Consider the following 26223-nt stretch of genomic DNA (forward strand, 5'->3'; position numbering starts at 1 on the left):
AGGGGCTGGACTGAACGACTGTACAACAAGCCGGACTGCGTGATAAACCCTTGGCACACGTACCCACAACAACAAAAGCGGCTGCCATGAACGACCTGATCACACGCGAGCTGGACCAAGGCCTGCTGACCCTGGCCTTCAACCGCCCCGACAAGCTCAACGCCCTGAACACCGCCATGTACCAGCAACTGGGCGACCTGCTGCTGGCAGCGGGTGAAGACCCTGGCGTCGATGCCATTATCATCACCGGTGGCGCCCACTGCTTCACCGCTGGCAACGACCTGCGCGACTTCCTCGACAACCCGCCCACTGACCTGGACAGCCCGGTGTTCCGCCTGATGCGGGTGGTCATGGGGCTGGACAAGCCGCTGATCGCGGCAGTCAGTGGCGCAGCAATCGGCATCGGCGCCACCTTGCTGTTGCATTGCGACCAAGTGCTGGTCAGCCGCTCGACCAAGCTGCGCATGCCTTTCGCACCGTTGGGGGTGTGCCCGGAGTTTGGCTCCAGCCTGTTGCTGCCACGCTTGCTTGGCCAGGCCCGCGCCGCTGGCCTGCTGCTGGGTAACGTGTTGCTGGATGGCGAACAGGCGGTGGCTTGGGGGTTGGCCAATGAGCTGCATGAAGATGGCGAACAGTGCCTGGCCGCCGCGCGCAAGCTGGCGCGGCAGCTGCAAACTTACCCGCAGGCGGCGCTGCGCATCAGCAAGCGGCTGATGAAGGACAGCCAGCGGGCGGAGCTGGAGGCCACGGTGGCGCGGGAAAGCCAGTTGTTCATCGAGTGCTTGCGCACCGAAGAAGCACGGGCCGTGCTACAGCGTCTGATCAAAGACTGAAACGATGACGCGTCCCTTGTGGGTGCATGATCGCGGGAATGTATTGCACTAGTACCCGGTCATCTCCAGATACCCGCGCCCACCGGCACTCCCGCTCAACCGCACCGGCCCTTCCCAGTACGGGAACCGTGTGTCCATCCAAGCCCGTGGTTCCACCGCCTCGACCTGCACATCCACCCCATGCGCCGGCACCTGCACCCGCCAGCGCGTCGGTACCTGTTTGCCATGCTTCTGCTCGGCCCAGGCCAGGGCCTGCAACTGAACCTGCGCGCCTTGCAGCGCTACCACTTCACCTTGCGGGCCAACCCACGTGCCGGCGCGGTAGGCATCGCCCTCAGCCTGACGCACCTGGAACAACATCAGCCTGGCACCACTGTCCAGGTGCAGGGAAAACCAGTCCCACCCCGTTTGCCCGGCCGCCAGCGGCTGGCTGCTCCATTCCCGGTCCAGCCAGGCCTGGCCGGTGACCGCGATGCACATGCCATCACGCTCTACCTCCCCGTGCACACGGTAAAACGGCTGGCTGTAATAGTAAGAAGCCTGCCCCTTGCCGGATTTCTCGCTGTAACCCTGGTCGCCGTGCAGCACCAGGGGGCGATCACTGCGCAAACGCAAGGCGTAGCGAAAACCTTCGCCACCGGCAGCCATTTGCAGGCTTTCGATGCCCGCCCTGCCCTGCAACGACCAATCATTGATCCACGCCCGGAACGGCTGGGCCTGCACGCCGGCCTGGCCGATACCGCCGCGGGCCAGGGTTTCGCCAGACTGGTGGCCACCCGGCCCGGTCAGGGCCGCGTGCCCCATCCACAGGTTGGGGCTGTTCCAGTCGGTGGTTTCAGGGCCGGGGCGCAGGGCCGAGCGGAACAGGGTCCACTGGGCGCCCCAGTCACGCCCCTGGGCGTCCTTGAGGTTGGCGGTGACGTACCACCATTCGATGCGAAAGCCATCGTGCGCGCCATGGTCACGCGGGAATTCCAGGCGATGCGCGCGGGCCACCTGGCTGAAACCGTCTGCCTGCTGCCCCAGCCCGGCATAGCTTTGTGGCGCTGGCGGGTCACAAGCGCATAGCAGGCCGCATAGCAACAGCAAGGCGTTACGCTTCATCGGTAAACGGCCTCAACAGTTCGCGGGGCTGGCGGCGCGCCAGTTGCCACAGCGGCCAGGCGCTGGCCAACAGGCTGGAGAACAACCCCAAGGCGGCCAGTTGCAGCAGCTGCACGGGGAATACGTAAAGCGGCAGGCGCCAGCCGAACGCCTGCACGTTGACCACCGCCACCAGGCACCAGGCCAGCAACACCCCCAACGGAATGGCCAGCAGTACCGTGAAACTGCTCAGCATCAGTGTCTGCCCCAGGCTCAACCACACCAGTTGCCTGCGCTGCACACCCAGCGCCCACAGGGGTGCCAGTTGGCTCAGCCGCGTTTGGCCCAACGTCAGCAAGTTGATGAACAGCGCCACGCCGGCCACGCCAAGCGTGAGGCTGTTGAGCGCGGCAGTGGCGGCAAAGGTGCGGTTGAACACCTCGGTAGACCAGCGTTTCAGGCGCGCCTGCTCCACTACGCGGCTGTCGTCCAGGGCGAAGCGCTGCTGCAACGCAGCCTTGATGACGGGCAATTGCTCAGCGGGCAGATCAACGCTCAAACCGGTCAGCGTGGCCTGCGGCCAGTGCGTGCGCAACCAGCTGGCATTGACCAGCACGTGCCCCTTGGGGTTACCGTAATCGGCATAGATCCCCACCACTGTCATCGCCTCTGAAGGCAGCGCCAGGCGGTCGCCCAGTTGCACCTTCAGGCGCCTGGCCAGCTGTTCGCTGAGCATCACCGCATGCCCGCCGGCCAACGCTTCCCAGGCGTGAGGCTGCTCCTGCAGCAACGGCCAACGCTTGAGGTAGCCCGGGTGATCGACGATGCCCTGAAGCTGCACCGGCCAGCCCTGCAACTGCGTTTCTACCCGCCAGCCGGGCAGCACCACACTGGCTGCCGATTGCTGCCCTAGCCATTGCGCAATTTCCAGACCTTGGCCTGTATCCCGAGGGCTGACGTACAGGTCGGCAGACAGGCGCAGGTCCAGCCAGCCGACAAAGGTCTTGCGAAAGCCTTCGGTCATGCTGCCCACGCCAGCACTGGCAGCCAGCGCCAGCAACAGTGCCATCAGCGCCAAACTCAGTGCCGGCAGTTGCTGGCGGCTATCGGCGACGAACCATTGCGCCAAAGGCCGCCGGCAATACCGCGTCAGCAAGGCCAGAGCCCGGTCGAGCAAGGCCGGCAACAACAGCGCCGCCGCCAGCAACAGCCCAGCCAGCATGGCAAACGCGCTGGCCAGGCGGTTACCCAGCACGCCACAGCCCAAGGCCAGCAGCAACAGGACGCCCGCTATGCAAGCCTGGCGCCTCAACCATGGTCCCTGCGCCAGCCGCCAAGCCTGAGGCTGCGCCAACGCCAGCAATGGCAACCGGGCTGCACGTAACACACTGCCCAGCCCTGCCAGCAATGCCCCCAGCACACTCACAAGCACCCCCACCAGCCACCACCACGCGGGCAGGCTCAGGGTACCGGCAACCTGGGCGCCGTACAGGCCGCGCAAACTGGCTGCCACATCGGGCAACAACCACGCGGCCAGCACATACCCGCTGGCCACACCGGCCAGCCCTCCCAGGACGGCGAACAGACCCAGCTCCAGCATCAAGGCGCACAGCAGGGTGTTCAAGCTGACGCCACAGGCGCGCAGATTGCGGATCAACCCACGCCGCTGTTCTAGCGCCAGACCGATTGCGGCATGGGCGATAAACAGGCCTACGACGAACGCCAGCAGGCCGAGAGCAGTCAGGTTGAGGTGAAAGCTCTCAGTCAGCCGCTGCAACCCGCCGTCGTCCTGTTGCGGTTGCAGTTCGAGGTAAACCGCAATATCAGCAGGCAGCGGCCCTGGCTTTCCGGCCACCAGCAACCGCGACAACTGCCCAGGCGCGTGCAGCAACCGCTGGGCATGGCCGATATCGACCACGATCACCCCAGGCGCCAATGCAGGCTGCAGGATCATGGGGGGTAGCAATTGCCCTTCGCTGTCGCGCACCGCTGCCCCACGCTCTGCGCCCAGTTGCCGCAAGGTGTCTGGCCCGGCCCACGCTTGCCCGGGCGTGCCGATGAACGCTTGCACATCGAATGCTTGCGGCTGCACACCGGCAATGCTGCTGGCCGGCGGCAGGCTCAAAGGTTCGATGCCCAACAAGCGCACACTGCGCGCGGGCTCCCCAGGCAAACGCAAGCGCCCTTCCAGCACGGGCGTTACTGGCCAACCCTGCTTGCGCAATTGCACGTAAAGCCCTTGGTCGAAGCGCTCACCGTTGCGCGGCACCAGCTGCGCCTGCAGCGGCCCGGCCAGCACGGCACTGGCGCGGGCGTAGTCGCTGCGTGCCTGGCTGTTCAGCGCCTGCACGCCCGTCCACAGCGCCGTGGCCAGCCACAGACCGGTGAAGATGCTGAAAAACTGCACACGATGGCGCCGCCAATGGCTGAACAACGCCAACAGGGCCAGCGACAAAAGCCTCATCACCCCGACTCTGGCTGAACGCGACCGGCCTGCAGCTGGCAACGCCCCTGCAAGCGTGCCGCCAGCCGGGGGCTGTGGGTCACCATCAGCACACCGCTGCCGGCCTCGGCGACCAGTTGCAGCAACAGGCTCAGCACCTCATCGCTGCTGGCTTCGTCAAGGCTGCCGGTGGGTTCGTCGGCCAGCAGCCAGGCCGGGCGCCCAGCCAGGGCGCGGCCGATGGCGACCCGTTGCTGCTGGCCACCGGACAACTGCTCAGGGTAGCGCGCCAGCAAACCTGCCAAGCCCAACTGCTCTGCCAGGTAACCCACCCATTGTGGGTCATGCCTGCCAGCCAGCCTGGCCTGAAAGGCGAGGTTCGCCGCCACGTCCAGGCTACTGATCAGGTTGTATTGCTGGAACACCAGGCCAATCCCCTCCCGCCGCCACTGCGCCAGCGACGCCTCGGAACGGCCGTCGAGCGGGACGTCGTCGATCAGGATGCGGCCGCTGTCGGCACGGTCCAGGCCGGCAATCAGGTGCAGCAACGTGCTCTTGCCGCTGCCCGACTCCCCCATCAGCGCCAGGCTGCTACCGCGTGCCAGACGCAGGTCCACGCCCTGCAGGACAGGGAGCGGGCCTTGGGGGGTGGGGAATGATTTGTGGAGCTGTTCGATGGCGAGCATCGACGGGCCTTTATGGTATGCGTTTGCTTAGTAATAGCAGGTCCGACACGCAGTGGTGCGAAGCCATCCTCCCCCGCCTCGTCGTATGGTTATCTCTTACGCCACGAAGTTAATGGATCCATATAAATTCGATAATCGCACAATACCCAGCATAAACCGCTAGATTTTATTGACCACAAGTCTGCATCATGCCTCTAATGGATCCATTAAATAAAAACAAAACCCTGGAGAGCCTCCCCATGTACCCCAAAAACACCTGGTACGTCGCCTGCACCCCCGACGAGATCACCACCAAGCCCCTTGGACGGCAGATCTGCGGCGAGAAGATCGTGTTCTACCGCGCCCAAGAAAACAAAGTGGCCGCCGTCGAGGACTTCTGCCCCCACCGCGGCGCGCCGTTGTCGTTGGGCTATGTCGAGGACGGCAACCTGGTGTGTGGCTACCACGGCCTGGTCATGGGTTGCGACGGCAAGACCGTCTCGATGCCGGGCCAGCGAGTGCGTGGCTTTCCCTGCAACAAGACCTTTGCGGCCGTCGAACGCTATGGCTTCATCTGGGTCTGGCCCGGCGACCAGGCGCAGGCCGACCCGGCGCTGATCCCGCATCTGGAATGGGCGGTGAATGATGAGTGGGCGTACGGCGGCGGGCTGTTCCACATTGGTTGTGACTACCGGCTGATGATCGACAACCTGATGGACCTCACCCACGAAACCTACGTGCATGCCTCCAGCATCGGCCAGAAGGAAATCGACGAGGCGCCGCCAGTCACCACCGTCACCGGCGACGAGGTGGTTACCTCCCGGCACATGGAAAACATCATGGCCCCGCCCTTCTGGCGCATGGCCCTGCGTGGCAACGGCCTGGCCGACGACGTGCCGGTGGATCGCTGGCAGATCTGTCGCTTCACTCCGCCGAGCCATGTGCTGATCGAAGTGGGCGTAGCCCATGCCGGCAAGGGTGGCTACCACGCCGAGGCCCAGCACAAGGCGTCGAGCATCGTGGTCGATTTCATCACTCCGGAAACCGACACCTCGATCTGGTACTTCTGGGGCATGGCGCGCAACTTCGCCGCGCACGACCAGGCCCTGACCGACGACATTCGTGAGGGCCAGGGCAAGATTTTCAGCGAAGACCTGGAGATGCTCGAACGCCAGCAACAGAACCTGCTGGCCTACCCCGAGCGCAACCTGCTGAAGCTGAACATCGATGCTGGCGGCGTGCAGTCGCGCAAGGTGCTGGAGCGGATCATCGCCAAAGAGCGTGCGCCGCAACCGCAACTGATCGCTACCAGCGCCACCCCTGCCTGAGGAACAGCCGACATGATCGATGCCGTAGTGGTGTCCCGTAACGATGAAGCGCAAGGTATCTGCAGCTTCGAGCTGGCGGCGGCGGATGGCAGCCTGCTGCCGCCGTTCAGCGCTGGCGCACATATCGACGTGCACTTGCCCGATGGGCTGGTGCGCCAGTATTCGCTGTGCAATCACCCCGAAGAGCGCCACCGCTACCTGATTGGCGTGCTAAACGATCCGGCCTCGCGGGGCGGCTCACGCAGCCTGCATGAGCAGGTGCAGGCCGGTGCACGGCTGCGCATCAGCACGCCGCGCAACCTGTTCCCGCTGGCCGAGGGCGCGCGGCGCAGCCTTTTGTTTGCCGGTGGCATCGGCATTACACCGATCCTGTGCATGGCCGAGCAGTTGTCCCACGGCGGCCATGATTTCGAGCTGCACTACTGTGCCCGCTCCAGCGAGCGTGCGGCCTTTGTCGAGCGCATTCACAACGCGCCGTTCGCTGACCGCCTGTTCGTGCACTTTGACGAGCAACCGGAAACCGCACTGGATATCGCCCGGGTGCTGGGCAACCCGCAAGACGATGTGCACCTGTATGTATGTGGGCCCGGCGGTTTCATGCAGCATGTGCTGGCCAGCGCCAAGGGGCTGGGGTGGCAGGAGGCCAACCTGCACCGCGAATACTTTGCCGCGGCGCCCGTGGATGCCAGCAACGACGGTAGTTTTTCGGTGCAGGTGAACAGCACGGGGCAAGTGTTCGAGGTGCCAGCCGACCAGACCGTGGTGCAGGTACTGGAACAGCACGGTATCGAGATCGCCATGTCGTGCGAGCAGGGTATTTGCGGCACCTGCCTGACCCGCGTGCTGCAAGGCACGCCGGACCATCGCGACATGTTCCTCACCGAAGAGGAGCAGGCGCTGAACGATCAGTTCACGCCCTGCTGCTCGCGCTCGAAGTCGCCCCTGCTGGTGCTGGATATCTGAACCGGTTTACGACGAGGGCAGGATGACTTTCATGCTCGCGTCCGCCGTTGCCCCACCAAAAGTTTCGGCGTAGCGCAAGGTGGCATTGGCGTGCTCGCGCATGATCGCTTCGGCGCGAGCACCCTGACGATTGGCCAGGGCGTCGAACACCGCGTGATGCTGCATATGGGCAAAGTTGAAGCGCCGGTACTCGCGGGCCAGGTCATGGCGGTCCACGGCCAGTGCGGTGACCGAGGCGAACGGCAGGTGGTCGTTGCGTGCCAGGGCATCGGCGATGGCCGGGTTGTGGCTGGCTTCGATGATCACCTGGTGAAAGCGCATGTTCAGGTCGTGATAGGCCTGCAGGTCGTCTTCGGTCACAAAGCCCTTGTCGAACAGCTGGTCGCCATCGACCAGGCACTGCTGCAGCGCCGCGCGTGCTTGCGCTGACAAGCCACGCTCTGCGGCCTGGCGAGCGGCCAACCCCTCCAGCACGCCGCGCACCTCGACCGCACCTGCGATGTCATCGGCGCTGACCGAGCGCACCTGAAAACCCCGGCCACCAAAACGCACCAGCAGGCCTTCCTGCTCGAGGGTACGAAACGCCATGCGCACCGGCATGCGTGAGACGCCGAACAGCTCGGCGGTGGGGACTTCCATCAAGCGCTCGCCGGCCGCCAGCTCGCCCGAGGCGATCATCTTGCGCAACGCGACCAGCACCATTTGACCGGGCTTGCTCATCCAGGCTACTTCCAGGGACATGAGCGCGCATCTTAGCGCAAGGTGAGGGGTTGTTGCTGGCCTGGTAACTTGCTCAAATTCTAAAAGTCTGCGCGGTACCTGTAGGAGCGGCCTTGTGTCGCGATGGGCTGCGAAGCAGACCCTCATTTGATGCATCTGTGCTGAAACCCGGGGGCTGCTTTGCAGCCCATCGCGACACAAGGCCGCTCCTACAAGGACCGTGCTCACCGGGCATATTGCGGCTTAGAGCGTCAGCGGGTAGCTGACGATCAGGCGCGTCTGGTCGAAATCGCTGTTGAAGCTGCGCCGGTTGGTGGCGTTGTTCAGGCGGATGTTGAGGTTCTTCAACGCTCCGCTCTGGACCGTGTAGTTCACCTCGGTATCACGCTCCCACTCCTTGCCATTACTGCCTGCCGCCGTGGTGGCATTCTCGCCATGGCCGTAACGCACCATGGCCAGCAACCCCGGCACACCCAGCGCGGCAAAGTTATAGTCGTAGCGCACTTGCCACGAACGCTCGTCGGCGTTGCTGAAGTTGCCGTTGAACATGTCGTTGCCCAAGGTGCGCCCGCTGCTGCCGTACACCGACATCCACTGGCTGTCGCCACTCACTTTCTGCAACCCCACGTACAACGTGTGACCACTGTGCGAAGCTGACAGCAAGGCGTAGCCCGTGCGGCTCTGGATATCGCCGATGCGCGCCTGGCCGTCATCACGGTCGATGAAGTAACCCAGGTTGGCCCCCAGCGTCCACTCGCCCACTCGCTGGCTGTGCAGCAGGTTGAAGTAGCTTTGCTGGTAGATGTCCTCCAACTGCGAATGCCACGCGCCGATCAGGGTGCGCTGTTGGTTGAAGCGGTACTCGGCGCCAGCGTAGTTGAAGCCGTCCGAGGTGACCCCGGGCGCGGCCCAGGCAGAGAGGTCCTGCATATCGGACGAGTTGCGCAGGCTGACCTCGCGGTACTGGCCGGCTTGCAGGCTCAGGCCTTCGATTTCCCGCGAGTCGAGCATGGCGCCACGGAAGGTTTGCGGCAGCAGGCGGCCATCGTCGTAACGCAGCAGCGGGATATCCGGCAGCAGCTCACCCACCTTCAGCTCGGTCGATGAAATACGCAGCTTGGCCGCCAGCCCTGCACGGCCATAGTTGTCGGCCGCACGTCCGTCGTCGTGCACCGGCAGCAGTTCGGAACCGCTGGTACCGCGGCCACTGTCCAGCTTCATGCCGAACATGGCGATGCCGTCCAGGCCAACACCAATTAGCCCGGGGGTGTAGCCAGAGCTGAACTTGAGGATGAAGCCCTGGGCCCATTCTTCGACTTTGCTCTTGGCCGCCCCCGGGTCACGGAAATCGCGGTTGAAGTAGTAGTTGCGCAGCGTCAGCCCGGCCTTGGCATCTTCAAGGAAGCCCCCCTCCTCGGCCCAGGCCGGCAAACCCAGGCCAAACGCCAGCGAAACCGCCAGGGCCGAACGGGCCAGGGTGCAGTGTGTGTGCATCATTATTATTGTTCTCCGCGTTACTTGGGCGCAGCCGCCCCCCCCGCAGGCTGCCCAGAGCCCGTGGTCGAATGGCTGCATGAATGCCCGGCCCGGGCCGGGCGCTACTCAGTGGCTCAATGCATCAGAACGGATACTGGCGCGGCACGTGCTGCACGCTTACCCAGTGATCGCGGGTGAACTCGTCGATGGCCCAGTCCCCGTTGAAACGGCCAAGCCCCGAGTTCTTCTCACCGCCGAACGGCGCGTTGGCCTCGTCGTTCACCGGGATGTCGTTGATGTGGCTCATGCCTGCACGCACCTGGCGGGCAAAGCGCACGGCACGCTCCAGGTTGCGGCTGAATACCGCGCTGGAAAGGCCGAATTCGCTGGCATTGGCCAGCTCCAGGGCATGCGCTTCGTCACGCGCGCGCAGCAAGCCCACCAATGCGCCGAAGATTTCGTTACGCGCAAGGTCCATGTCGACGGTGACCTCGCCATACACATGCGGCGCCAGCAAGTTGCCGTCGACCCCGCCCTCGTACAGCGGCTCGGCACCTTCGCCGCGTGCCAGGCTGATCTTGTCCAGCAGGCCCTGCAGTTGCCGGGCATTGATTACCGGCCCGATCACCGTAGCTGACGAGTCCGGATCGCCTACCGCCAGCGCCCTGACACGCTCGACGAAGCGCTGCGCAAAAGCGTCGTAGAGGCTGTCGTCAACGATGATCCGGTTCACCGCCATGCAGATCTGCCCCTGATGCAGGAACTTGCCGAACACGGCAGCATTCACCGCCTGTTCAAGGTCGGCATCGTCCAGCACCACGAACGGGCTATTGCCGCCCAGCTCCAGGGCAACGTGCTTGAGGTGTTCGCCACCGCTCGCAATACGGCCAATGCCACGCCCCACCGGGGTGGAGCCAGTGAAGGTGATCAGCGCCGGCACCGGGTGCTCGACAAAGGCATCACCGATATCGCCGCCCGCGCCGACCACCACACTGAGCACCCCGGCTGGCAGCCCTGCCTCTTCGAAGATGCGCGCCAGCAGCAGGCCGCCGCACACCGGGGTGTCGCTGGCAGGCTTGACCACCACGGCATTGCCCAGCGCCAGCGCCGGGGCAATCGAGCGCTGGGTCAGGTGCAGCGGGAAGTTCCACGGGCTGATGACCCCGACCACACCCAGGGCACTGCGGTACACGCGGCTTTCCTTGCCCGGCACGTTGGACTCGACGATGCGCCCGTGCACCCGCGACGGAAACGATGCCGACTCCAGCGCAATTGCCCGCGCCGCGCCCCATTCCAGCTGCGCCTTGAGCCGGGTACTGCCGGATTCGCGGATGATCCAGTCGATGATCTCGTCGCGCCGACGATCAAATATCGCCACCACTTCGTACAGCACCGCCGCGCGTGCGGCGGGGCCCAGTGCCGCCCATTTCGACTGTGCCCGGGCTGCCTCCTGATAGGCGGCATCCAGGTCGGCACGACTGGCCTGTTGGACCTCAAGCAACAAGTCGTCGTTGTACGGGTTGTACACATTCAGGGGCTTACCGGCACTGCCGGCGCGCCACTGGCCGGCAATCGGCAGCAGTTGAAGGTCTTGATAACGAGGGCAATTGGCAGACATGCAAGGCTCCTTGGTCAGCACGTAGGTTTGTTGGCAGCTTCAGGCTCACTGGCCTGTTGTGGCGCACGCACCTGGATGAAGGCGATGGCAAGCGCACCGATCACCCCAGGCAGGGCGAAGGCGAGGAAGTTTTGCTGGATCGGCAGTTGCATCGACAGCAGGCTGCCACCCAGCATGGGCCCGGCGATGGCGCCGAGGCGGCCGATACCCGCAGCCCAGCCCACCCCGGTGGAGCGGATGTGCGCCGGGTAGGCGATAGAGGCATAGGCATGGATTACCGCCAGCGTGCCGATGGTGGTAGCGCCGGCGATCAGCAACAGCAGGTTCAGCAACAGCGGGCCCGGGTTGAGCCCCAGCGCCGCGAGCGACAGCGCTGCCAGCACGAAGAACAGCACCAGCGTGCGCTGCACCCCCAGGCGGTCGGCGAGCCAGCCACCAAACAATGCACCCACCGTGGCGCCAATGTTCAGCGTCACCAGAAACGCCAGGCTCGAGCCCAAGGGGTAGCCGCCCTGCGCCATCAGCTTGGGCAACCAGGTATTGAGGCCGTAGCTCATCAGCATGCACATGGCGAACGCCACCCATAGCAACAAGGTGGCCAGGGCCTGACCAGGGCCGAACAACTGCGCCAGGCGCGCCTTGTCTACCGGTTGGTCGCTGCCCGCCAAATGTAGCTCGGTGCCCGGGCGAAACGCCGGGTCGACCTTCGCCAGCAACCGCTCAAGCTCGGCACGGCGCCCCTTGAGTTCAAGAAACGCAGCCGACTCCGGCAGGTAGCGCAGCATGAACGGTACGGCCAGCACCGGCAGCACAGCCACATAGAACACAGCTTGCCACCCCCACTGCGGGATCACCGCGATCGCCAGCAAAGCCGACAGCACTGCGCCCACCGAATAGAAGCTGGACATCACGGTGATCATGGTGCTGCGCCGCCCTTGCGGGGCGAACTCGCTGATCAGGTTGACGGCGCTGGGCACCAGCGCGCCCAGCGCCAGCCCAGTCACCAGGCGGCAGGCACCGAGCTCCAGCGGGGTTTCTGCATGCCCGGTCATGAACGCCGCCAGGCTGGCCAGCAGTGTGGTGAGGATGATCAGTTTGCGCCGGCCGAAACGGTCGGCCAGTGGCGCCAGCAAAGTACCGCCGAACAACATGCCGAACAGCGCACAGCTGCCGAGCGTGCCGGCTTCGATGGCGCTAAGTTGCCATTCATGCATCAGGCGTGGCACCACCGAGCCGTAAATCACCATGTCATAGCCGTCGAACAGCATGATGAAACAGCCCCACAGCAGTATCAGCAGGTGCGTGCGATTGAAGGGTGCAGCATCGATCACTTCACTTACGGAAGTCGTCTTCATAGCCACCTCGGTTCTTGTTTTTGTGGGTGTCGCGTGGTGTGCGTGTGTGTCGGGTTCAGGGCTCAATGGTCTGGGTCGGCACTTCGATCAGCACTGGCCGGTCGCTCTCCAGCGCTTCACGCAAGGCCTGGGCGAAGGCGCTGCCAGTGGCCGCATGCACCGCCTGCACGCCATAGCCACGGGCGATGGCGCAGAAGTCCAGGCCAGGTACGTCCAGCCCGGGCGCATCGTTGACGTCCAGCACATCGGCGAACCAGCGCAACGCGCCGTAGGTGCCGTTCTTGAGGATGATGAACACCACCGGGATGTTGTATTGCGCGGCGGTCCACAACGCGGTGATGCCATAGTTGGCCGAGCCGTCGCCGATCACGCCGATCACCCGCCGGCCAGGCGATGCCAGCTGCACGCCTACGGCAGCTGGCAGGCCAAAACCCAGGCCACCGGCTGCGGGGAAGAAATAACTGCCCGGCTCACGCATTTCCACGCGGCGCCAGAACGCCCCCACGGTAGAGGTGGACTCCTTGACGTAGATGGCGTCCTTGGGCGCCAGAGCGTTGAGCAGGTCGAACACTGTTTCAGGGCGCAACAGGCCACCGTCATCCACCACCGGTTCAGCAGCAGGCAAAGCGGTGGGCATCGGCCGCACGCTCTGCGGCACGCCGTCCAGCACGGCTTCGAGGGTAAGCGCAATGTCGCCGACCAGGGCGTCGCCCATGGGCGCGCGCGCCGCTTCGCCCGGGTCACAGGTCAGGTGCAGCAGCTCGCAGCCGGCCGGCAGGTAGTTGCCTGGGGCGAACTGGTGGTAGCGGAACACCGGAGCCCCCACCACCAGGACCAGGTCGTGCCCGGCCAAATTGTGGCTGATGCCGGCAATGGCTGCCGGCAATACCCCGCGAAAGCACGCATGCCGAGTGGGGAACGGGCAGCGCGACGCAGAAGGCGCGACCCAGGCCGGCATGCGCAGCTTCTCGGCCAACTGCACAGCCAGGCCATTGGCGGCGCTGCCATCGACATCCGGGCCCAGCACCAGCACCGGGTTGCGCGCCGCTGCCAGGCGTTCGCACAGGTGCTGCAGCTGCGCCGGCGACGGCAGCCCGGCACTGCTCACCTGGCGCCGTGCCAGGTGCTCGACACCGCTTGGCGCTTCGCACGCCCAGTCGTCATATGGGATCGACACGTACACCGGCCCGCGTGGTGGCAGGCTGGCGGTGTGGATCGCCTGGCTCAGGGCGCGCGGCACGTCCTGCGCGGTAGCGGGCTCGTGGCTCCACTTGACCAGTGGTTTGGGCAGCTGTGCGGCATCGACATTGGCCAGCATCGCTTCCACCCCGATCATCGAGCGCACCTGCTGGCCGGCGGTGATCACCAGCGGGCTGTGCGAGTACCAGGCATTGGTCAGGGCGCCCATACCATTGCCGGTACCAGCAGCAGCGTGCAAGTTGACGAAAGTGGGCTGGCCGCTGGCCAGTGCGTAGCCATCGGCCATGCCGACCACGGCGCCTTCGTGCAGGCCGAGGACGTAGCGGAAATCCTCCGGGAAGCCCTTTAGAAACGGCAGCTCGTTGGAGCCGGGGTTGCCGAAGATGGTGGTCAGGCCATGCTGGCGAAGAATGTCGTAAGTGGCGCCGTGAACAGTTTTCATAAAGCCCCTTGCAGCTTGTTTTTGGAATTCGGGTTACTTTTGCAGCCACGGCCAGATTGATCAAATTGATACTATCTTTACTAAAAATAAAACCTATCTATGTGAAGCCAGCGCCCCATGAGCCACATCGACCTGAACCTGATCCGCACCTTCGTCACCCTGTACGAGGCCCGCAGCGTCACCCTTGCCGCCGAGCGCCTGTTCGTCACCCAGCCCTCGGTCAGCTATGGTCTGGCCCGCCTGCGCGAACTTTTTGACGACGCCCTGTTCAGCCGCACGCGTGACGGCATTCAGCCGACCTTTGTTGCCGAGCAGCTGTACGGCACCCTGCGTGACGCACTGACGCGCATAGAAGGTGCCGTGCAGAGCACCCGCCAGTTCGACCCCGCGACCACCGAACGCAGGTTTCGCATCGCCCTTTCCGACCTTGGCGAAATGGGCTTTTTGCCGCTGATTCTGGCGCGCCTGAACCGCGATGCCCCGCAGGCTGAAGTCGAGGTGCTGCCATTGCAGGTCGACCAGGTGGGCGACTGGCTGGCCAGCGGCAAGATCGACGCCGCCATTTGCCGCCCGCCGGTGCCGGGCACGCGTAGCCAGGTACTGATGCGCGAACGTTATGTATGCCTGCTCAGCTGCGACCACCCACGCATCGGCAATGAACTGAGCCTGGAGCAGTTCATTGCCGAGCGCCATATCAGCGTTACCCGCACCACCGGCCACGGCAGTGTCGAAGACGTGCTCACCAGCATGCAGCTGCAGCGGCGCATCAGCTTGCAGGTGCCGCACTTCTCGGTGCTGCCGAAGATCATCCCCGGTACCGACCTGCTCGCCGTGCTGCCGGCACAGATCGGCCGGCTGTTCATGCAGGACGGGGGTTTGAAAATGCTTGAGCTGCCGTTCCAGGTTGCCGAGTTCAACGTGTCGCTGAACTGGCACCCCAACAGCGACAACTCCGCCGCCCTGCAATGGTTCTACGCCACGGTCGCCCAGGCGATCATCGATGGCCAGGCTTAGGCGTCGGCCAGCATTTGCCGCGCGGGGCTGGCCGCCGGGCGCAGCAACAGCAGGCAACCGGCGGCAAGCACGAAGACGCTGGCAAACACCCCGTACAGGTGCAGCGGTTGCCAGCCGCCATCGAGCAACATGCCGGCCACGGTTGGCGAAAGGATTGCGCCCATACGGCCGATGCCGATGCCCCAGCCCACGCCGGTAGCGCGCACCGAGGCGTCATAAACCACCGGCGACAGGGCATACAGGCCGGCCACGCAGCCATTGGAGAACAGCCCGATCAGCAACCCCAACGCCAAGGCGGCACTGACCGACGCGCCATTGACCACGAACAGCACCAGCAGCGCCGCCGTGATCAGCATGAACAGGGCCAGCACGCGGGTGAGTGGCCAGCGCGAAGCCAGGCCACCGATCAGCGCCGCGCCGAGGATGCCGCCAACACTCAACAGCACCCCGCCGGTGATGCCCTGCTGTGCCGACAGGCCGGCGGCGACCAGCAGTTTCGGGGTCCAGCTCATGACGAAGTAGAAGCCGAACATGACCAGGAAAAACAGCAACCAGATCACCAGTGTGGTGCGGCGCATAGCAGGTGTCAGCAGTTGCCGGAAGCCGCGGGGAGCGCCCTGCTCCCTTGCCATGGCTGTTGGCAGTTGTGCCAGCGCCGGCTGGCCAAGGCGCACAGCGAGGCGGTTGACCCGTGCCAAGGCATTGGCCGGGCGACGCGCCAGCAGAAAGTCCAGCGACTCTGGCAGCCACAACAGCACCAGCGGGATCACCAGCACGGTGACAATGCCGCCAAACAGGAACACCGAGCGCCAGCCCCAATGCCCCAGCAGCCATACCGCCAGCAAACCACCCAGCGTCGCCCCCAGGGCATAACCGGTTGACTGCAAACTGACCGCCAGGCCGCGCCAGCGTTTGCTGGCGTACTCACTGGCAATCACGTTGCTGCTGGCCAGGATGCCGCCGATGCCCAGCCCGGTCAGGCCACGCAGCAGCGCCAGTTGCAACGGGCTCTGGCTCATTGCCGAGAGCAGCATGCCGATGCCGGAAAGCGCCAGGCACAGCAGGATCAGCGGGCGACGGCCAAAGCGGTCGGCCCACGGTGCGAGGAACAACGAACCTGCCGCCATGCCGAACAGGCCGGCGCTGAGCAGCAGCCCGACCTGTGCGCCGTTCAAGTTCCACTCGGCGGACACCGACGACGCAGTGAAGGCCATGACCAGTACGTCAAAGCCATCGATCATGTTGAGGACGATGCAAATACCAATGGCCAAGTACTGGAAGCGGCCCATCGGGTCGTTGTCCAGGCGTTGCTTGAGATCGGTATTCATGGAGTCACCTGCCGGTTGGCCACAGGCGGGAGGACAGATGCGCACGCGCAGGCAAGACGGGGGGAACCCTGACAGTTCCGGGCCGCTGGATAGCCATTCATGACTGAACCCTTTTTGTAATTGTTATTGCGTACGGCAGGAGGGCTCCGGCCGTTGTCAGGCGCTAATCAACCAGATAATGGATCCACAAACAACAGGCCGCATGCGCTCACTCCCAGAAAATCTCTTATGACCAAGGCTGAAAATTGATAGTCATTACATTTTCTGCTTGTTTATCAGCGACTTAATAATTTAACACCTAGTCCAATTTTTGTTCGTTTACCGAACACTCCAGATCTATGGATCCATAAAACACTAAAAATCCATACCTGGCCCTTAAGGACTGAGCTGCCATGAACAAATCTTCATGTTCCCCGCCAGCGCCCTGATTGCGGGGCGAACAGCCGTTATCCACCCAGCGCCAGCCGCCGCTCGCCTTGAGGGCGCGGTAGCGGTTGCGTAGCATCCCCGGCCCGATCGCGCGCCCGCACAGCCACCGCGATACCTGCTGAAAAGAGCTACTGATGCCACAACCCATCCCCCTCAAGGACCACGAAAAGGAAAAACACCTGGTCAATCGTCGGCTCCTGGCCTGCGCCATCCTGGTCTTCAGCCTGGTCGCCGTGCTGGTGGGGCGGCTGTATGTCTTGCAGGTGCTGCAGCACGACCAGCAGACCGCCGTGTCGGAAAACAACCGTGTGCACGTGCTGCCCATCGCCCCCGAACGCGGGCTGATCTACGACCGCAACGGCGTGGTGCTGGCCGACAACAAACCCAGCTTCGACCTGACCATGACCCGCGAGCGGACCGGTGGCGACTCGGCCAAGGTGCTCGACACCCTCACCCAGGTGCTAGGCCTGACCGAAGACGACCGCAAGCAGTTCGACAAAGACCTGCGCCGTGGCCGCAAGCCGTTCGAACCGGTGACCCTGATGGTGGGCCTGAGCGAAGAGCAGATCGCCCTGGTGGCGGTGAACCAGTTCCGCCTGCCGGGCCTGGAGGTGGAACCGCAGTTCATCCGCGAATACCCGCTGGCTGGGCATTTCGCCCACTCGGTAGGCTACGTGGGGCGCATCAACGAGAAAGAAGCCAAGGTCCTGGACAGCACCGAGTACCGTGGCACCCAGTCAATCGGCAAGACCGGTATCGAGCACTTCTACGAAAGCCAACTGCACGGCCATGTGGGCTACGAGGAGGTCGAGACCAACGCCCAGGGCCGGGTGATGCGCGTGCTCAACCACAAGGCCCCGACCCCGGGCCAGGACATTGTCCTGACCCTGGACGCCCACTTGCAGGTGGCCGCAGAAAAGGCGCTGGGCGACCGGCGTGGCTCGGTGGTGGTACTGGACCCGGCCAACGGCGATGTGCTGGCAATGGTCAGCAACCCCAGCTTCGACCCCAACCTGTTCGTCAAGGGCATCAGCTTCAAGCAGTACGCCGAACTGCGCGATTCCATCGACCGCCCGCTGTTCAACCGAGTGCTGCGCGGCCTGTATGCCCCGGGCTCGACGGTGAAGCCGGAAGTGGCCATCGCCGGCCTCGACAGCGGCGTGATCACCCCCGGCAGCCGGGTGTTCGACCCGGGCTATTACGAGCTGCCCAACTACGACCACAAGTACCGCAACTGGAACCGCAGCGGCGACGGCTGGGTGGACATGTACACCGCCATCATGCGGTCCAACGACACCTACTTCTACGACCTGGCGCACAAGCTGGGCATCGACCGCCTGCATGACTACATGGCCGAATTCGGCCTGGGTCAGAAGGTGTCGCTGGACATGTTCGAAGAGGCCTCCGGGCTGATGCCGTCGGCCCAGTGGAAGCGCGCCACCCGGCGCCAGGCATGGTTCCCGGGCGAAACCCTTATCCTGGGTATCGGCCAGGGCTACATGCAGGTCACCCCGCTGCAGCTGGCCCAGGCCACCAGCCTGCTGGCGAGCAAGGGCGTGTGGCATCGCCCGCATCTGGCCATGACCGTGGGTGGCGATGCGCCGGTGGACCCCAACCCGATGCCCAACATCGTGCTGCACGACAAGCATGCCTGGGACCAGGTCAGCCAGGGCATGCAGATGGTCATGCACGACCCGCGCGGTATTGCCCGCGCCGCTGCGGCAGGCGCGCAGTACCGGATCGCCGGCAAGAGTGGTACCGCGCAGGTGGTGGCGATCAAGCAGGGTGAGCGTTACAACCGCAACAAGACCCTGGAGCGCCACCGCGACAACGCCCTGTTTGTCGGCTTTGCACCGGCCGACCACCCGAGTGTGGTGGTGGCAGTGATGATCGAGAACGGTGAGGCTGGGGGCCGGGTGGCGGGGCCGGTGGTGCGCGAGGTAATGGATGCTTACCTGCTGGATGAGCAAGGGCATCTGAAGCCGGAGTATGCGGGCGGGGTGCCTGCTCGGGGCGTGCCGCACACTTGAGATTGCCGGGGCCGCTCCGCGCCCCGTCGCGGCGCAAGGCCGCTCCTATCCGCCCTGCGTTGCCCAGACAGGCGCAAAAAAACAAATTAGTCGCATAAGAATATGACTTCTTATTCTTTTTTTTGAGAAGAGTAATCCTTTATAACCTTCCCAACTGTACAGCAGCCAACACCCGGCCAACTGTCTGCAGCGCAACACCCGATCAACAGAGAACGCCCGCACGGCAACACCCGCGCAGACACGGAATTGCGCTAACCCGTTGATCCCAAAGAACATTAAAACCAGGCACGACGATTGCTCAAGCAAAGTCCCGCTCAACCAGAACCGGAGACCTGCCCATGAGCACCCCACTGAACGTCGTAGCCCTGTCCGGCGGCACTTCCCGCCCATCGCGCACCCTGGCCTTGACCGAGGCGATCCTCGCCGAACTGGCCGAACACCTGCACATCAAGCCGCACCTGATCGAATTGGGCGACATCGCCCGCCCGCTGGGTAGCGCACTGTGGCGCAGCGAGCTGCCCGACACCGTCGAACAGCAACTGCGCCTGGTGGAAAAGGCCGACCTGCTGGTGGTGACCACCCCCGTGTACCGCGGCAGCTTCACCGGCCACTTCAAGCACTTGTTCGACCTGATCGGCCAGGACGCCCTGGTCGACACCCCGGTACTGCTCGCCGCCACCGGTGGCAGCGAACGCCATGCATTGGTGCTCGACCACCAGCTGCGCCCGCTGTTCAGCTTCCTGCAGGCCCTGACCCTGCCCATCGGCGTGTTCGCCAGCCAGGCGGAACTGGCCGACTACCGGGTTTCCAGCGATGCCCTCGCCGCCCGTATCCGCTTGGCCGCCGAACGTGCCGTGCCGCTGTTCGGCGCCCACCACGCATTGCGTAAAAGCGCCTGAGGAGCGGCCATGAATGCACCTGTAAATGCCCCCCTGCGCCCGGCCCTGGCCATCGCCCGCGAACTGGCCGGGCAGTTTGCCCAGACCGCCGTCGAGCGCGACGAGCGCGGCGGCACGCCAAAAGCCGAGCGCGATGCCCTGCGAGGCAGCGGCCTGCTGTCGCTGGCAATCCCGCAGGCCTTCGGCGGCCAGGGCGCCAACTGGCACGACACCTTCGCGGTGGTGCGCGAGTTCGCCCGGGTCGACAGCTCCATCGCCCATGTATTCGGCTTTCACCACCTGATGCTGGCGACCGTGCGCCTGTTCGCACGCCCGGACCAGTGGCAGCCGTGGTTTGAACAGACCGCCCGCAAACAGTGGTTCTGGGGTAATGCCCTGAACCCGCTGGACACGCGCACGGTGGTCAAGCACTTCGACGGCTGGTGCGAGTTTTCTGGCAGGAAAAGCTTCTGCTCCGGCGCCAGCGACTCGGAGATGCTCATCGCCTCGGCGGTGGACGAACGTGTCGGCGGCAAACTGTTGATCGCCGCCATTCCCAGCGGCCGCACCGGCATCAGCCTGCACCGCGACTGGAACAACATCGGCCAGCGCCAGACCGACAGTGGCAGCGCCACGTTCGAGCGGGTGCGGGTAGAGCACAATGAACTGCTGCTCGACCCGGGCCCCCTGAGCACGCCGTTTGCTGCCCTGCGGCCGCTGATTGCCCAGCTGCACTTCGCCAATCTGTTCCTCGGCATTGCCGAGGGCGCCTTCGACGAAGCCCGCCAGTACACCCTGAAGGAAAGCCGGCCGTGGTTCCGCTCCAGCGCCGCCAGCAGTGCCGAAGACCCTTACGTGCTGCGCCATTACGGCGAGTTCTGGATCGGCCTGGAAAGCGTGCGCCTGCTGATCGAACGGGCCGCACGCCAACTGGACGCCGCCTGGGCCAAGGAACATGCGCTCACCGCCGAGGAGCGCGGCGACCTCGCGCTGGCCATCGGCACCGCCAAGGTCGCCGCCAGCCGCCACGGCCTGGACATCTGCAACCGCCTGTTCGAAGTCACCGGTGCCCGTGCCACCCATGCCTCGCTGCGCTTCGACCGGCACTGGCGCAACCTGCGCACGCAAACCCTGCACGACCCGGTGGACTACCGCATCCACGAACTCGGCGAGTGGGCCCTCAACGGCAAACGCCCTGCCCCATCCTTCTACTCCTGAGGACTGCCCATGCAACTGCTGACCCTCCCCCCGTCACCGACACTGGCTACCTCGATCAGGGCGACCGCACAGGTCTTCGAAGACCCCAGGTCGCAGGCGCTGCTCGCCCACTTGCAACAGGTCGCCCCCAGCGAGGCTAGCGTCCTGATCATCGGCGAAACCGGCACGGGCAAGGAGCTGGTCGCACGGCACATCCACAACCTCAGCGGCCGGCGCAACGGGCCGTTCGTTGCGGTCAACTGCGGCGCGTTCTCTGAATCGCTGGTGGAAGCCGAACTGTTCGGCCATGAAAAAGGTGCCTTCACCGGCGCCCTGTCGGCCAAGGCCGGCTGGTTCGAGGAGGCTAACGGCGGCACGCTGTTCCTCGACGAGATCGGCGACCTGCCGCTGCCGATCCAGGTCAAGCTGCTGCGCGTGCTGCAGGAGCGCGAGGTGGTGCGGCTCGGGTCGCGCAAAAGCATCCCGATCAACGTTCGGGTATTGGCCGCGACCAACGTGCAGCTGGAAAAGGCCATCAACGCCGGGCATTTCCGTGAGGACCTGTACTACCGGCTGAACGTGGTGACCTTGCAGTTGCACCCGTTGCGCGACCGCCCGGGTGACATCCTGCCGCTGGCCCGGCACTTCATCCGCAGTTACAGCGACCGGCTGGGCTACGGGCCGGTGGAACTGAACCCCAAGGCCCAGGCCAAGCTGGTGGAATACAGTTGGCCGGGCAATATCCGCGAGCTGGAAAACGTGATTCACCACAGCTTGCTGACCTGTGGCGAAGGTACGATACAGGCACAGGACCTGCGTTTGTCCAACCTGCGCATCGAGCGGCAAGAAGAGGAGCCAGCAGGCAATGGTGTGGAGGACTTGCTGCAGCGGGCGTTCAGCCGGTTGTACGAGGAGCAGTCGGGCGACCTGTACGAGAAAGTGGAAAACGCCCTGCTGCGCTCGGCCTATCGGTTCTGCCATTACAACCAGGTGCATACCGCGCAGTTGCTGGGGTTGTCACGCAACATCACGCGCACGCGGCTGATTGCCATTGGCGAGCTGGTAGTCAACAAACGGCGCGGGCAGGAACAGCAGGTGCTGGACAACCGGGTAGTGCGGTTGTCGATCTGAGGCTGGTAGTGCATGTGTAATTTAGGCAAACACAGCCCTGTAGGAGCAGCCTTGTGCTGCGAAGAGGCCATTGCAGGCAAAGATAATGTTTAGCATTACCGGCCTCTTCGCAGCACAAGGCTGCTCCTACAAGGCGATGCGGCAACCTGAGTGATGGTGCAAGACAGCTGCTCCCATAAAGGGCCTCGTAAAGGTTGAGCCTGCGCTGCCCCTGTGGGAGCGGGCGTGCCCGCGAAGGGGTCAGGATGCCGTGCGCGGCATCAGCTCATACGGGTGCTTCCAGCCTGGCAGCGCCTGGATCCGCGCCTTCCACGCTTCGATATGGGTGAACTCCGCCAACGGGATGCCGGTGTCCTCCGGCATGAATACATACCCCGCCAACGACAGGTCGGCGATGGTCAGCCGGCCGCCAACCATGAACGGCGTCTTCGCCAAATGCGCGTCGACAATGCGGTAAGCCGCCGTGGCACGCTCGCGCAGGAACCGGGTCACGTCCGTTTCGCCGGTATTTTTCAGGCAGAACAGAAAGCGCAGCGCGGCGTAATAGCTGGTGAACTTGTGGTTGTCGAACAGCATCCAGCGCCAGATCTCGCGCTTTTCGTCATCGTCACGCGGGCCGAACTGGCCGGTCTGTTCGGCAAGGTATTCCAGGATCAGCGCAGACTGGGTGAAGGTCTTGCCCGCGTGCTCCAGCACCGGCACCTCGCCCTGCTCGTTCACCTCGTCACGCCAGGTTTGCTCCCGGGTCTGGCCATGAAAGAAGTCGACGAACACCGGCTGCCAGTCCTGGCCCGTGAGTTCAAGCATCAGCGCAGCCTTGTAGGCGTTGCCGGATTCGGCGAAGCAATGCAGCTTGTAGTCGGGCATGGTGGGACCTTCAATTTCCTTTGAATGATCATGTAGCCCGAGCAGATCACGCCCGGCCCGGAACGGTCAATGCCCTCAGCCAAAACATCCCATTCCCCGTCCCTCCCGTCATAGTCCCCGCCCAGCCGCCAATGCCATAGTGGAGAAAACAACAGGGATAAAAACCATGTACAGAAACACCTCTACCCCTGCGGACGACAACGGTTGCGGCTGGTTCCACCTCAGCCCGCCGCGCCAGCCACGCGTTGCGCACCGGGGGCGGAGCGAGGCGCGCTGGGTGGTGCTTGGCGCGGGTTTCACCGGGCTTGCCGCTGCGCGCCAACTGGCCCTGCATCACCCTGACGACGAGGTGATCCTGGTCGACGCCCAGGAAGTCGGCTTCGGCGCCTCGGGGCGCAACTCCGGCTTTGCCATCGACCTGCCCCACGATATCGGCGCCGCCGACTACATCGGCGACCTGCCCACGGCGCGGATGAACCTCAAGCTCAACTTGCGCGCGCAGGCGATCTTGCGCGAGCTGATCAACCAGCACGGCATCGACTGCCAGATCCGCCCGGACGGCAAGTACCAGGCGGCCGTCGAAGACAAAGGCCTGGCGGTGCTCGAAGCCTACCGCAGCGGCCTGGAAAAACTCGGCCAGCCTTACCAGATGATCGATGCCCGCGACCTGCCCGAGCACTTCGGCACCACCTTCTACCGCAAGGCGCTGTACACCCCGGGCACCCAGTTGCTGCAACCCGCCGCCCTGGCCAAAGGCCTGGCCGACAGCCTGCCGGGCAACGTGACCCTGCATGAACGCACCACCATCACCCACATCGAGCAGGGCCGGCGCATCACCCTCAAGCACGCCAACGGTGAGATCGTCGCCGACCAGCTGTTGCTGACCAACAATGCCTTCGCCTCGTACTTCGGCTTCCTGCCTGGCCGCCTGCTGCCGATCTTCACTTACGCCAGCATGACCCGTCCGCTGACCGAGGACGAACAAGCCCGCCTGGGCGGCAAGAACACCTGGGGCATCATCCCGGCAGACCCGTTCGGTAGCACCCTGCGGCGCACCCCGGACCAGCGCCTGCTGGTGCGCAACAGCTTCAGCTTCAATGCCGACGGCCGCGCCAACCCACGCCACATCGCCCGTGCCGGGCGCCAGCACCGCGATTCGTTCGAGCGGCGCTTCCCGATGCTGTCGGGCATGGCGTTCGATTACACCTGGGGTGGCTCGATGTGCCTGTCGCGCAACCACCTGTCGCACTTCGGCACCCTCGCACCCAACGTGCACGCGGCGCTGTGCTGCAACGGCCTTGGCATCACCCGTGGCACCGCTACCGGCAGCCTGCTGGCTGACTGGCTGAGCGGCGAACGCGACGAGCTGATCGACTTCCTGCTGGGCTCCGCAGGCCCCAACCGCAACCCGCCGGAGCCGCTGCTGAGCGCGGGCGTCAACCTCAACCTGCACTGGGGCCAGCGCCGTGCCGGCCTGGAAAGCTGACAAGGAGGCACCATGCATAGCCTTGGCATTCTCGGGGTGGGCGAACTCACCGAAAAAGTGGTCATCGGCCTGCGTCGCAGCGGTTTCGAGGGCCCCATCCTGCTGTCACCGCGCAATGCGCAACGGGCAGCCCTGCTGGCCCAGGAGCATGGTTGCCAGGTGTTGCCGAGCAACCAGGCAGTGGTCGACCAGGCAGAACTGCTGATCCTTGGCGTGCGCCCGCATTCGCTCGCCGAACTGGCAGATGAGCTACACCTGCGCCCCGGCCAGCGCCTGGTTTCGCTCGCCGCCGGGGTCAACCTTGCACAGCTGTCCACTGCGTTCCCTGGCGCCCTCTGTGTGCGTGCGATGCTGTCGTACGCGGCGCAGTACAACCAGTCCACGGTAGTGGTTTGCCCACCCGATGCGCTCACCACGCAGTACCTGGGGCCACTGGGCAAACTGGTGGTGCTGCACGGCGAGCCAGAATTCGAGCTGGCCACCGTGGCGGCGTGTATGAATGGCTGGTTCTACTTCCTGCTACACGACCTGCAACAGTGGCTGATGGACAAAGGCCTGCCCGCAGCCGAAGCACGTGCGCTGGTGCTGGGTAACCTGCAAGACTGCGTGGCCAGTGCCGGGCAGCAGCCGGCGTACACGCTGAAGGCCTTGGGCCAGGCCATTGCCACGCCGGGCACTTTCACCGCTGATGGTTTGGCGGTGCTGATGCATCAGCCGGTAAGCGCTACCTGGGGTGCGGCATGCGAAGTGGTGCTGGACGGGTTGTTGACACGCTCAGGGCAGGCAGAGGGATAAACTGCCCCCTACTGTCGTGAACGATAACTGCATGGCTCGCCTTGATAGATTTTTAATTATTGCGAGCCCGTTTTTCTTTTGATTTGGTCCATACGCTCTCGATTTATGCTTTCAAGGGTTTGACTCGACAAGCTTTCCCCCCCTTGTATACCTGCAGTCGTACGAATATCAGTATTCCTTAGAAACAGCTCCTCATCCAATCCCAAACCGGCGTTAATCATACTATTTAAATGGGCGCTTTCAGGACGCTGCATACTTAAATTACCTCCAGCACCGTCGAGCGACTCTCTGGAAAAAACGTCAGTAAAATCACTCAAGCTCCCAATATCCACAGGAACTCGCTGCAAAGCCTCCGGGGGGGTCATATCTATCACTGCAGACGAAGACGAGCGCCGATGAGGTGACGGGGACTGGCCCGCATTATTCACGGGACTGCCCCCTCTTTGTCTCACTATAGGATGTGTCGAGTAATGACCTAGATTAATGAGTGACCTGGATCTTGACGTGCTGTCCGACGAAGATGAGCCTCTAGAATTGAGACGCCTGTGATTGTTTCGAGCAACCGGCCGCCCCCGCTCCCTGCCAGGCATATGTCCAGAGTCATCTTGAAAATTGACAGGATCGCACTTGCAGTAAACATAACTATTGATTTCAGCTCGACCAAATGGGCTCCAACTGTCTGGTGATAGAAAGCGCCTGAGGGCCGGGTTGTATGCTCTGTATCCATTACCTAGCAAATACAGCCCAGCAATGGACTGCCTGGACCACCCGTTAAAACCGAGCGCCCCCTGTTCCAAGCCCAATGGAGAAAAACCATAAGGGTCATATGCCTGGGTTCGTAACGGTGTCACATCGCTCACGGCTCACCTCACTTCGCTAGTCCTCTGAGCTGGAGGATGATCTCGATCAATTACAAGATCTACTGGCAAAAATAACAGCCCA

At 64.0% G+C, this 26223-nt stretch carries 21 protein-coding genes and 1 pseudogene; 10 read left to right on the plus strand and 12 right to left on the minus strand.

Annotation, left to right across the window (positions count from 1 at the left end):
* The first annotated feature begins 86 nt into the window (after positions 1-86).
* Positions 87-833, plus strand: coding sequence for an enoyl-CoA hydratase (locus SB765_RS04805; RefSeq protein WP_341798403.1), 747 nt, complete (start codon positions 87-89; stop codon positions 831-833).
* Positions 834-881: 48 nt separating this feature from the next.
* On the opposite strand, the gene SB765_RS04810 is transcribed toward SB765_RS04805, so the two are convergent.
* Genes SB765_RS04810 through SB765_RS04820 form a run of 3 tightly spaced genes read right to left on the minus strand, consistent with a single transcriptional unit; the run spans position 882 to position 5045 of the window.
* On the minus strand, positions 882-1937 hold the full coding sequence (locus SB765_RS04810) for a lipocalin-like domain-containing protein (RefSeq protein WP_410931014.1): 1056 nt from the start codon (positions 1935-1937) through the stop codon (positions 882-884).
* Entirely contained in the window at positions 1927-4380 is a 2454-nt protein-coding gene (locus tag SB765_RS04815) for an FtsX-like permease family protein (protein ID WP_410931015.1), read from the minus strand. Before SB765_RS04815 ends, SB765_RS04810 begins: the two co-directional genes overlap by 11 nt.
* Positions 4380-5045 carry an ABC transporter ATP-binding protein gene (locus tag SB765_RS04820; protein WP_410931016.1) on the minus strand — a complete coding sequence of 222 codons (666 nt, stop codon included), beginning with the start codon at positions 5043-5045 and terminating at the stop codon, positions 4380-4382. Before SB765_RS04820 ends, SB765_RS04815 begins: the two co-directional genes overlap by 1 nt.
* A gap of 239 nt (positions 5046-5284) precedes the next feature.
* On the opposite strand from SB765_RS04820, the gene SB765_RS04825 reads away from it, so the two are divergent.
* Both SB765_RS04825 and SB765_RS04830 read left to right on the plus strand, forming a co-directional pair.
* Positions 5285-6352: an aromatic ring-hydroxylating dioxygenase subunit alpha gene (locus SB765_RS04825; RefSeq protein ID WP_341798399.1), complete on the plus strand. Its 1068-nt coding sequence runs from the start codon at positions 5285-5287 to the stop codon at positions 6350-6352.
* A 12-nt stretch (positions 6353-6364) separates the two neighbouring features.
* Positions 6365-7315, plus strand: a complete 951-nt coding sequence (locus SB765_RS04830) for a PDR/VanB family oxidoreductase (RefSeq protein WP_341798398.1) — start codon at positions 6365-6367, stop codon at positions 7313-7315.
* A gap of 6 nt (positions 7316-7321) precedes the next feature.
* Here SB765_RS04830 and SB765_RS04835 read toward each other — a convergent pair whose 3' ends face one another.
* From SB765_RS04835 to mdlC, 5 genes are all read right to left on the minus strand, one after another.
* Positions 7322-8035, minus strand: coding sequence for a GntR family transcriptional regulator (locus tag SB765_RS04835; protein WP_341798873.1), 714 nt, complete (start codon positions 8033-8035; stop codon positions 7322-7324).
* A gap of 243 nt (positions 8036-8278) precedes the next feature.
* On the minus strand, positions 8279-9532 hold the full coding sequence (locus SB765_RS04840) for an OprD family porin (RefSeq protein ID WP_410910191.1): 1254 nt from the start codon (positions 9530-9532) through the stop codon (positions 8279-8281).
* A gap of 121 nt (positions 9533-9653) precedes the next feature.
* Entirely contained in the window at positions 9654-11129 is a 1476-nt protein-coding gene (locus SB765_RS04845) for an aldehyde dehydrogenase family protein (protein WP_410931017.1), read from the minus strand.
* A gap of 14 nt (positions 11130-11143) precedes the next feature.
* Entirely contained in the window at positions 11144-12484 is a 1341-nt protein-coding gene (locus SB765_RS04850) for an MFS transporter (RefSeq protein ID WP_410910189.1), read from the minus strand.
* Positions 12485-12539: 55 nt separating this feature from the next.
* Positions 12540-14126 (minus strand): benzoylformate decarboxylase, encoded by a 1587-nt coding sequence (gene mdlC / locus SB765_RS04855; RefSeq protein WP_341798394.1) that lies wholly within the window; start codon positions 14124-14126, stop codon positions 12540-12542.
* Positions 14127-14243: 117 nt separating this feature from the next.
* Here mdlC and SB765_RS04860 point away from each other — a divergent pair, with 117 nt between their 5' ends.
* Positions 14244-15140 (plus strand): LysR family transcriptional regulator, encoded by an 897-nt coding sequence (locus SB765_RS04860; protein WP_016499165.1) that lies wholly within the window; start codon positions 14244-14246, stop codon positions 15138-15140.
* On the opposite strand, the gene SB765_RS04865 is transcribed toward SB765_RS04860, so the two are convergent.
* On the minus strand, positions 15137-16468 hold the full coding sequence (locus tag SB765_RS04865) for an MFS transporter (protein WP_410931018.1): 1332 nt from the start codon (positions 16466-16468) through the stop codon (positions 15137-15139). The genes SB765_RS04860 and SB765_RS04865 overlap by 4 nt on opposite strands.
* Before the next feature lie 563 nt (positions 16469-17031).
* Between SB765_RS04865 and mrdA the strand changes: the two genes are divergently transcribed.
* The 4 genes from mrdA to sfnR all read left to right on the plus strand — a co-directional run bounded on the left by mrdA (position 17032) and on the right by sfnR (position 22133).
* Positions 17032-18927: a penicillin-binding protein 2 gene (mrdA, locus tag SB765_RS04870; RefSeq protein ID WP_410931019.1), complete on the plus strand. Its 1896-nt coding sequence runs from the start codon at positions 17032-17034 to the stop codon at positions 18925-18927.
* A 338-nt stretch (positions 18928-19265) separates the two neighbouring features.
* Positions 19266-19826: an FMN reductase gene (gene msuE, locus SB765_RS04875; protein ID WP_016711107.1), complete on the plus strand. Its 561-nt coding sequence runs from the start codon at positions 19266-19268 to the stop codon at positions 19824-19826.
* Between the two features lie 9 nt (positions 19827-19835).
* The gene (locus SB765_RS04880) at positions 19836-21023 is read left to right on the plus strand and encodes an acyl-CoA dehydrogenase family protein (RefSeq protein WP_410931020.1); all 1188 of its coding nucleotides are present in this window, start codon (positions 19836-19838) and stop codon (positions 21021-21023) included.
* Positions 21024-21032: 9 nt separating this feature from the next.
* Positions 21033-22133 carry a sigma54-dependent transcriptional activator SfnR gene (gene sfnR / locus SB765_RS04885; RefSeq protein WP_410931021.1) on the plus strand — a complete coding sequence of 367 codons (1101 nt, stop codon included), beginning with the start codon at positions 21033-21035 and terminating at the stop codon, positions 22131-22133.
* Between the two features lie 240 nt (positions 22134-22373).
* On the opposite strand, the gene SB765_RS04890 is transcribed toward sfnR, so the two are convergent.
* The gene (locus SB765_RS04890) at positions 22374-23000 is read right to left on the minus strand and encodes a glutathione S-transferase family protein (protein ID WP_410910184.1); all 627 of its coding nucleotides are present in this window, start codon (positions 22998-23000) and stop codon (positions 22374-22376) included.
* A 166-nt stretch (positions 23001-23166) separates the two neighbouring features.
* Here SB765_RS04890 and SB765_RS04895 point away from each other — a divergent pair, with 166 nt between their 5' ends.
* Positions 23167-24486, plus strand: a complete 1320-nt coding sequence (locus tag SB765_RS04895) for an NAD(P)/FAD-dependent oxidoreductase (RefSeq protein WP_410931022.1) — start codon at positions 23167-23169, stop codon at positions 24484-24486.
* A gap of 12 nt (positions 24487-24498) precedes the next feature.
* Positions 24499-25281, plus strand: coding sequence for an NAD(P)-binding domain-containing protein (locus SB765_RS04900; protein WP_063426637.1), 783 nt, complete (start codon positions 24499-24501; stop codon positions 25279-25281).
* Between the two features lie 56 nt (positions 25282-25337).
* Here the strand turns inward: SB765_RS04900 and SB765_RS04905 are convergent, their stop codons facing one another.
* Positions 25338-25598: a hypothetical protein gene (locus tag SB765_RS04905; protein ID WP_152906017.1), complete on the minus strand. Its 261-nt coding sequence runs from the start codon at positions 25596-25598 to the stop codon at positions 25338-25340.
* 285 nt (positions 25599-25883) lie between these two features.
* Positions 25884-26141, minus strand: a pseudogene (locus SB765_RS04910) (RHS repeat-associated core domain-containing protein); the annotation flags it as partial.
* Positions 26142-26223 lie beyond the last annotated feature (82 nt).

Source organism: Pseudomonas sp. SIMBA_067 (assembly GCF_046534675.1).
Lineage (GTDB): Bacteria > Pseudomonadota > Gammaproteobacteria > Pseudomonadales > Pseudomonadaceae > Aquipseudomonas > Aquipseudomonas putida.

Bases quoted from the DNA above. Each gene is read 5' to 3' on its own strand.
- SB765_RS04895 (WP_410931022.1), top strand. From the start codon at position 23,167: ATGTACAGAAACACCTCTACCCCTGCGGACGACAACGGTTGCGGCTGG.
- SB765_RS04865 (WP_410931018.1), bottom strand. From the start codon at position 16,468: ATGAATACCGATCTCAAGCAACGCCTGGACAACGACCCGATGGGCCGC.
- SB765_RS04825 (WP_341798399.1), top strand. From the start codon at position 5,285: ATGTACCCCAAAAACACCTGGTACGTCGCCTGCACCCCCGACGAGATC.
- SB765_RS04880 (WP_410931020.1), top strand. From the start codon at position 19,836: ATGAATGCACCTGTAAATGCCCCCCTGCGCCCGGCCCTGGCCATCGCC.
- SB765_RS04845 (WP_410931017.1), bottom strand. From the start codon at position 11,129: ATGTCTGCCAATTGCCCTCGTTATCAAGACCTTCAACTGCTGCCGATT.
- msuE (WP_016711107.1), top strand. From the start codon at position 19,266: ATGAGCACCCCACTGAACGTCGTAGCCCTGTCCGGCGGCACTTCCCGC.
- SB765_RS04890 (WP_410910184.1), bottom strand. From the start codon at position 23,000: ATGCCCGACTACAAGCTGCATTGCTTCGCCGAATCCGGCAACGCCTAC.
- SB765_RS04900 (WP_063426637.1), top strand. From the start codon at position 24,499: ATGCATAGCCTTGGCATTCTCGGGGTGGGCGAACTCACCGAAAAAGTG.
- SB765_RS04805 (WP_341798403.1), top strand. From the start codon at position 87: ATGAACGACCTGATCACACGCGAGCTGGACCAAGGCCTGCTGACCCTG.
- SB765_RS04850 (WP_410910189.1), bottom strand. From the start codon at position 12,484: ATGAAGACGACTTCCGTAAGTGAAGTGATCGATGCTGCACCCTTCAAT.
- SB765_RS04860 (WP_016499165.1), top strand. From the start codon at position 14,244: ATGAGCCACATCGACCTGAACCTGATCCGCACCTTCGTCACCCTGTAC.
- SB765_RS04820 (WP_410931016.1), bottom strand. From the start codon at position 5,045: ATGCTCGCCATCGAACAGCTCCACAAATCATTCCCCACCCCCCAAGGC.
- SB765_RS04810 (WP_410931014.1), bottom strand. From the start codon at position 1,937: ATGAAGCGTAACGCCTTGCTGTTGCTATGCGGCCTGCTATGCGCTTGT.
- SB765_RS04815 (WP_410931015.1), bottom strand. From the start codon at position 4,380: ATGAGGCTTTTGTCGCTGGCCCTGTTGGCGTTGTTCAGCCATTGGCGG.
- SB765_RS04830 (WP_341798398.1), top strand. From the start codon at position 6,365: ATGATCGATGCCGTAGTGGTGTCCCGTAACGATGAAGCGCAAGGTATC.
- mrdA (WP_410931019.1), top strand. From the start codon at position 17,032: ATGCCACAACCCATCCCCCTCAAGGACCACGAAAAGGAAAAACACCTG.
- SB765_RS04840 (WP_410910191.1), bottom strand. From the start codon at position 9,532: ATGATGCACACACACTGCACCCTGGCCCGTTCGGCCCTGGCGGTTTCG.
- mdlC (WP_341798394.1), bottom strand. From the start codon at position 14,126: ATGAAAACTGTTCACGGCGCCACTTACGACATTCTTCGCCAGCATGGC.
- SB765_RS04835 (WP_341798873.1), bottom strand. From the start codon at position 8,035: ATGAGCAAGCCCGGTCAAATGGTGCTGGTCGCGTTGCGCAAGATGATC.
- sfnR (WP_410931021.1), top strand. From the start codon at position 21,033: ATGCAACTGCTGACCCTCCCCCCGTCACCGACACTGGCTACCTCGATC.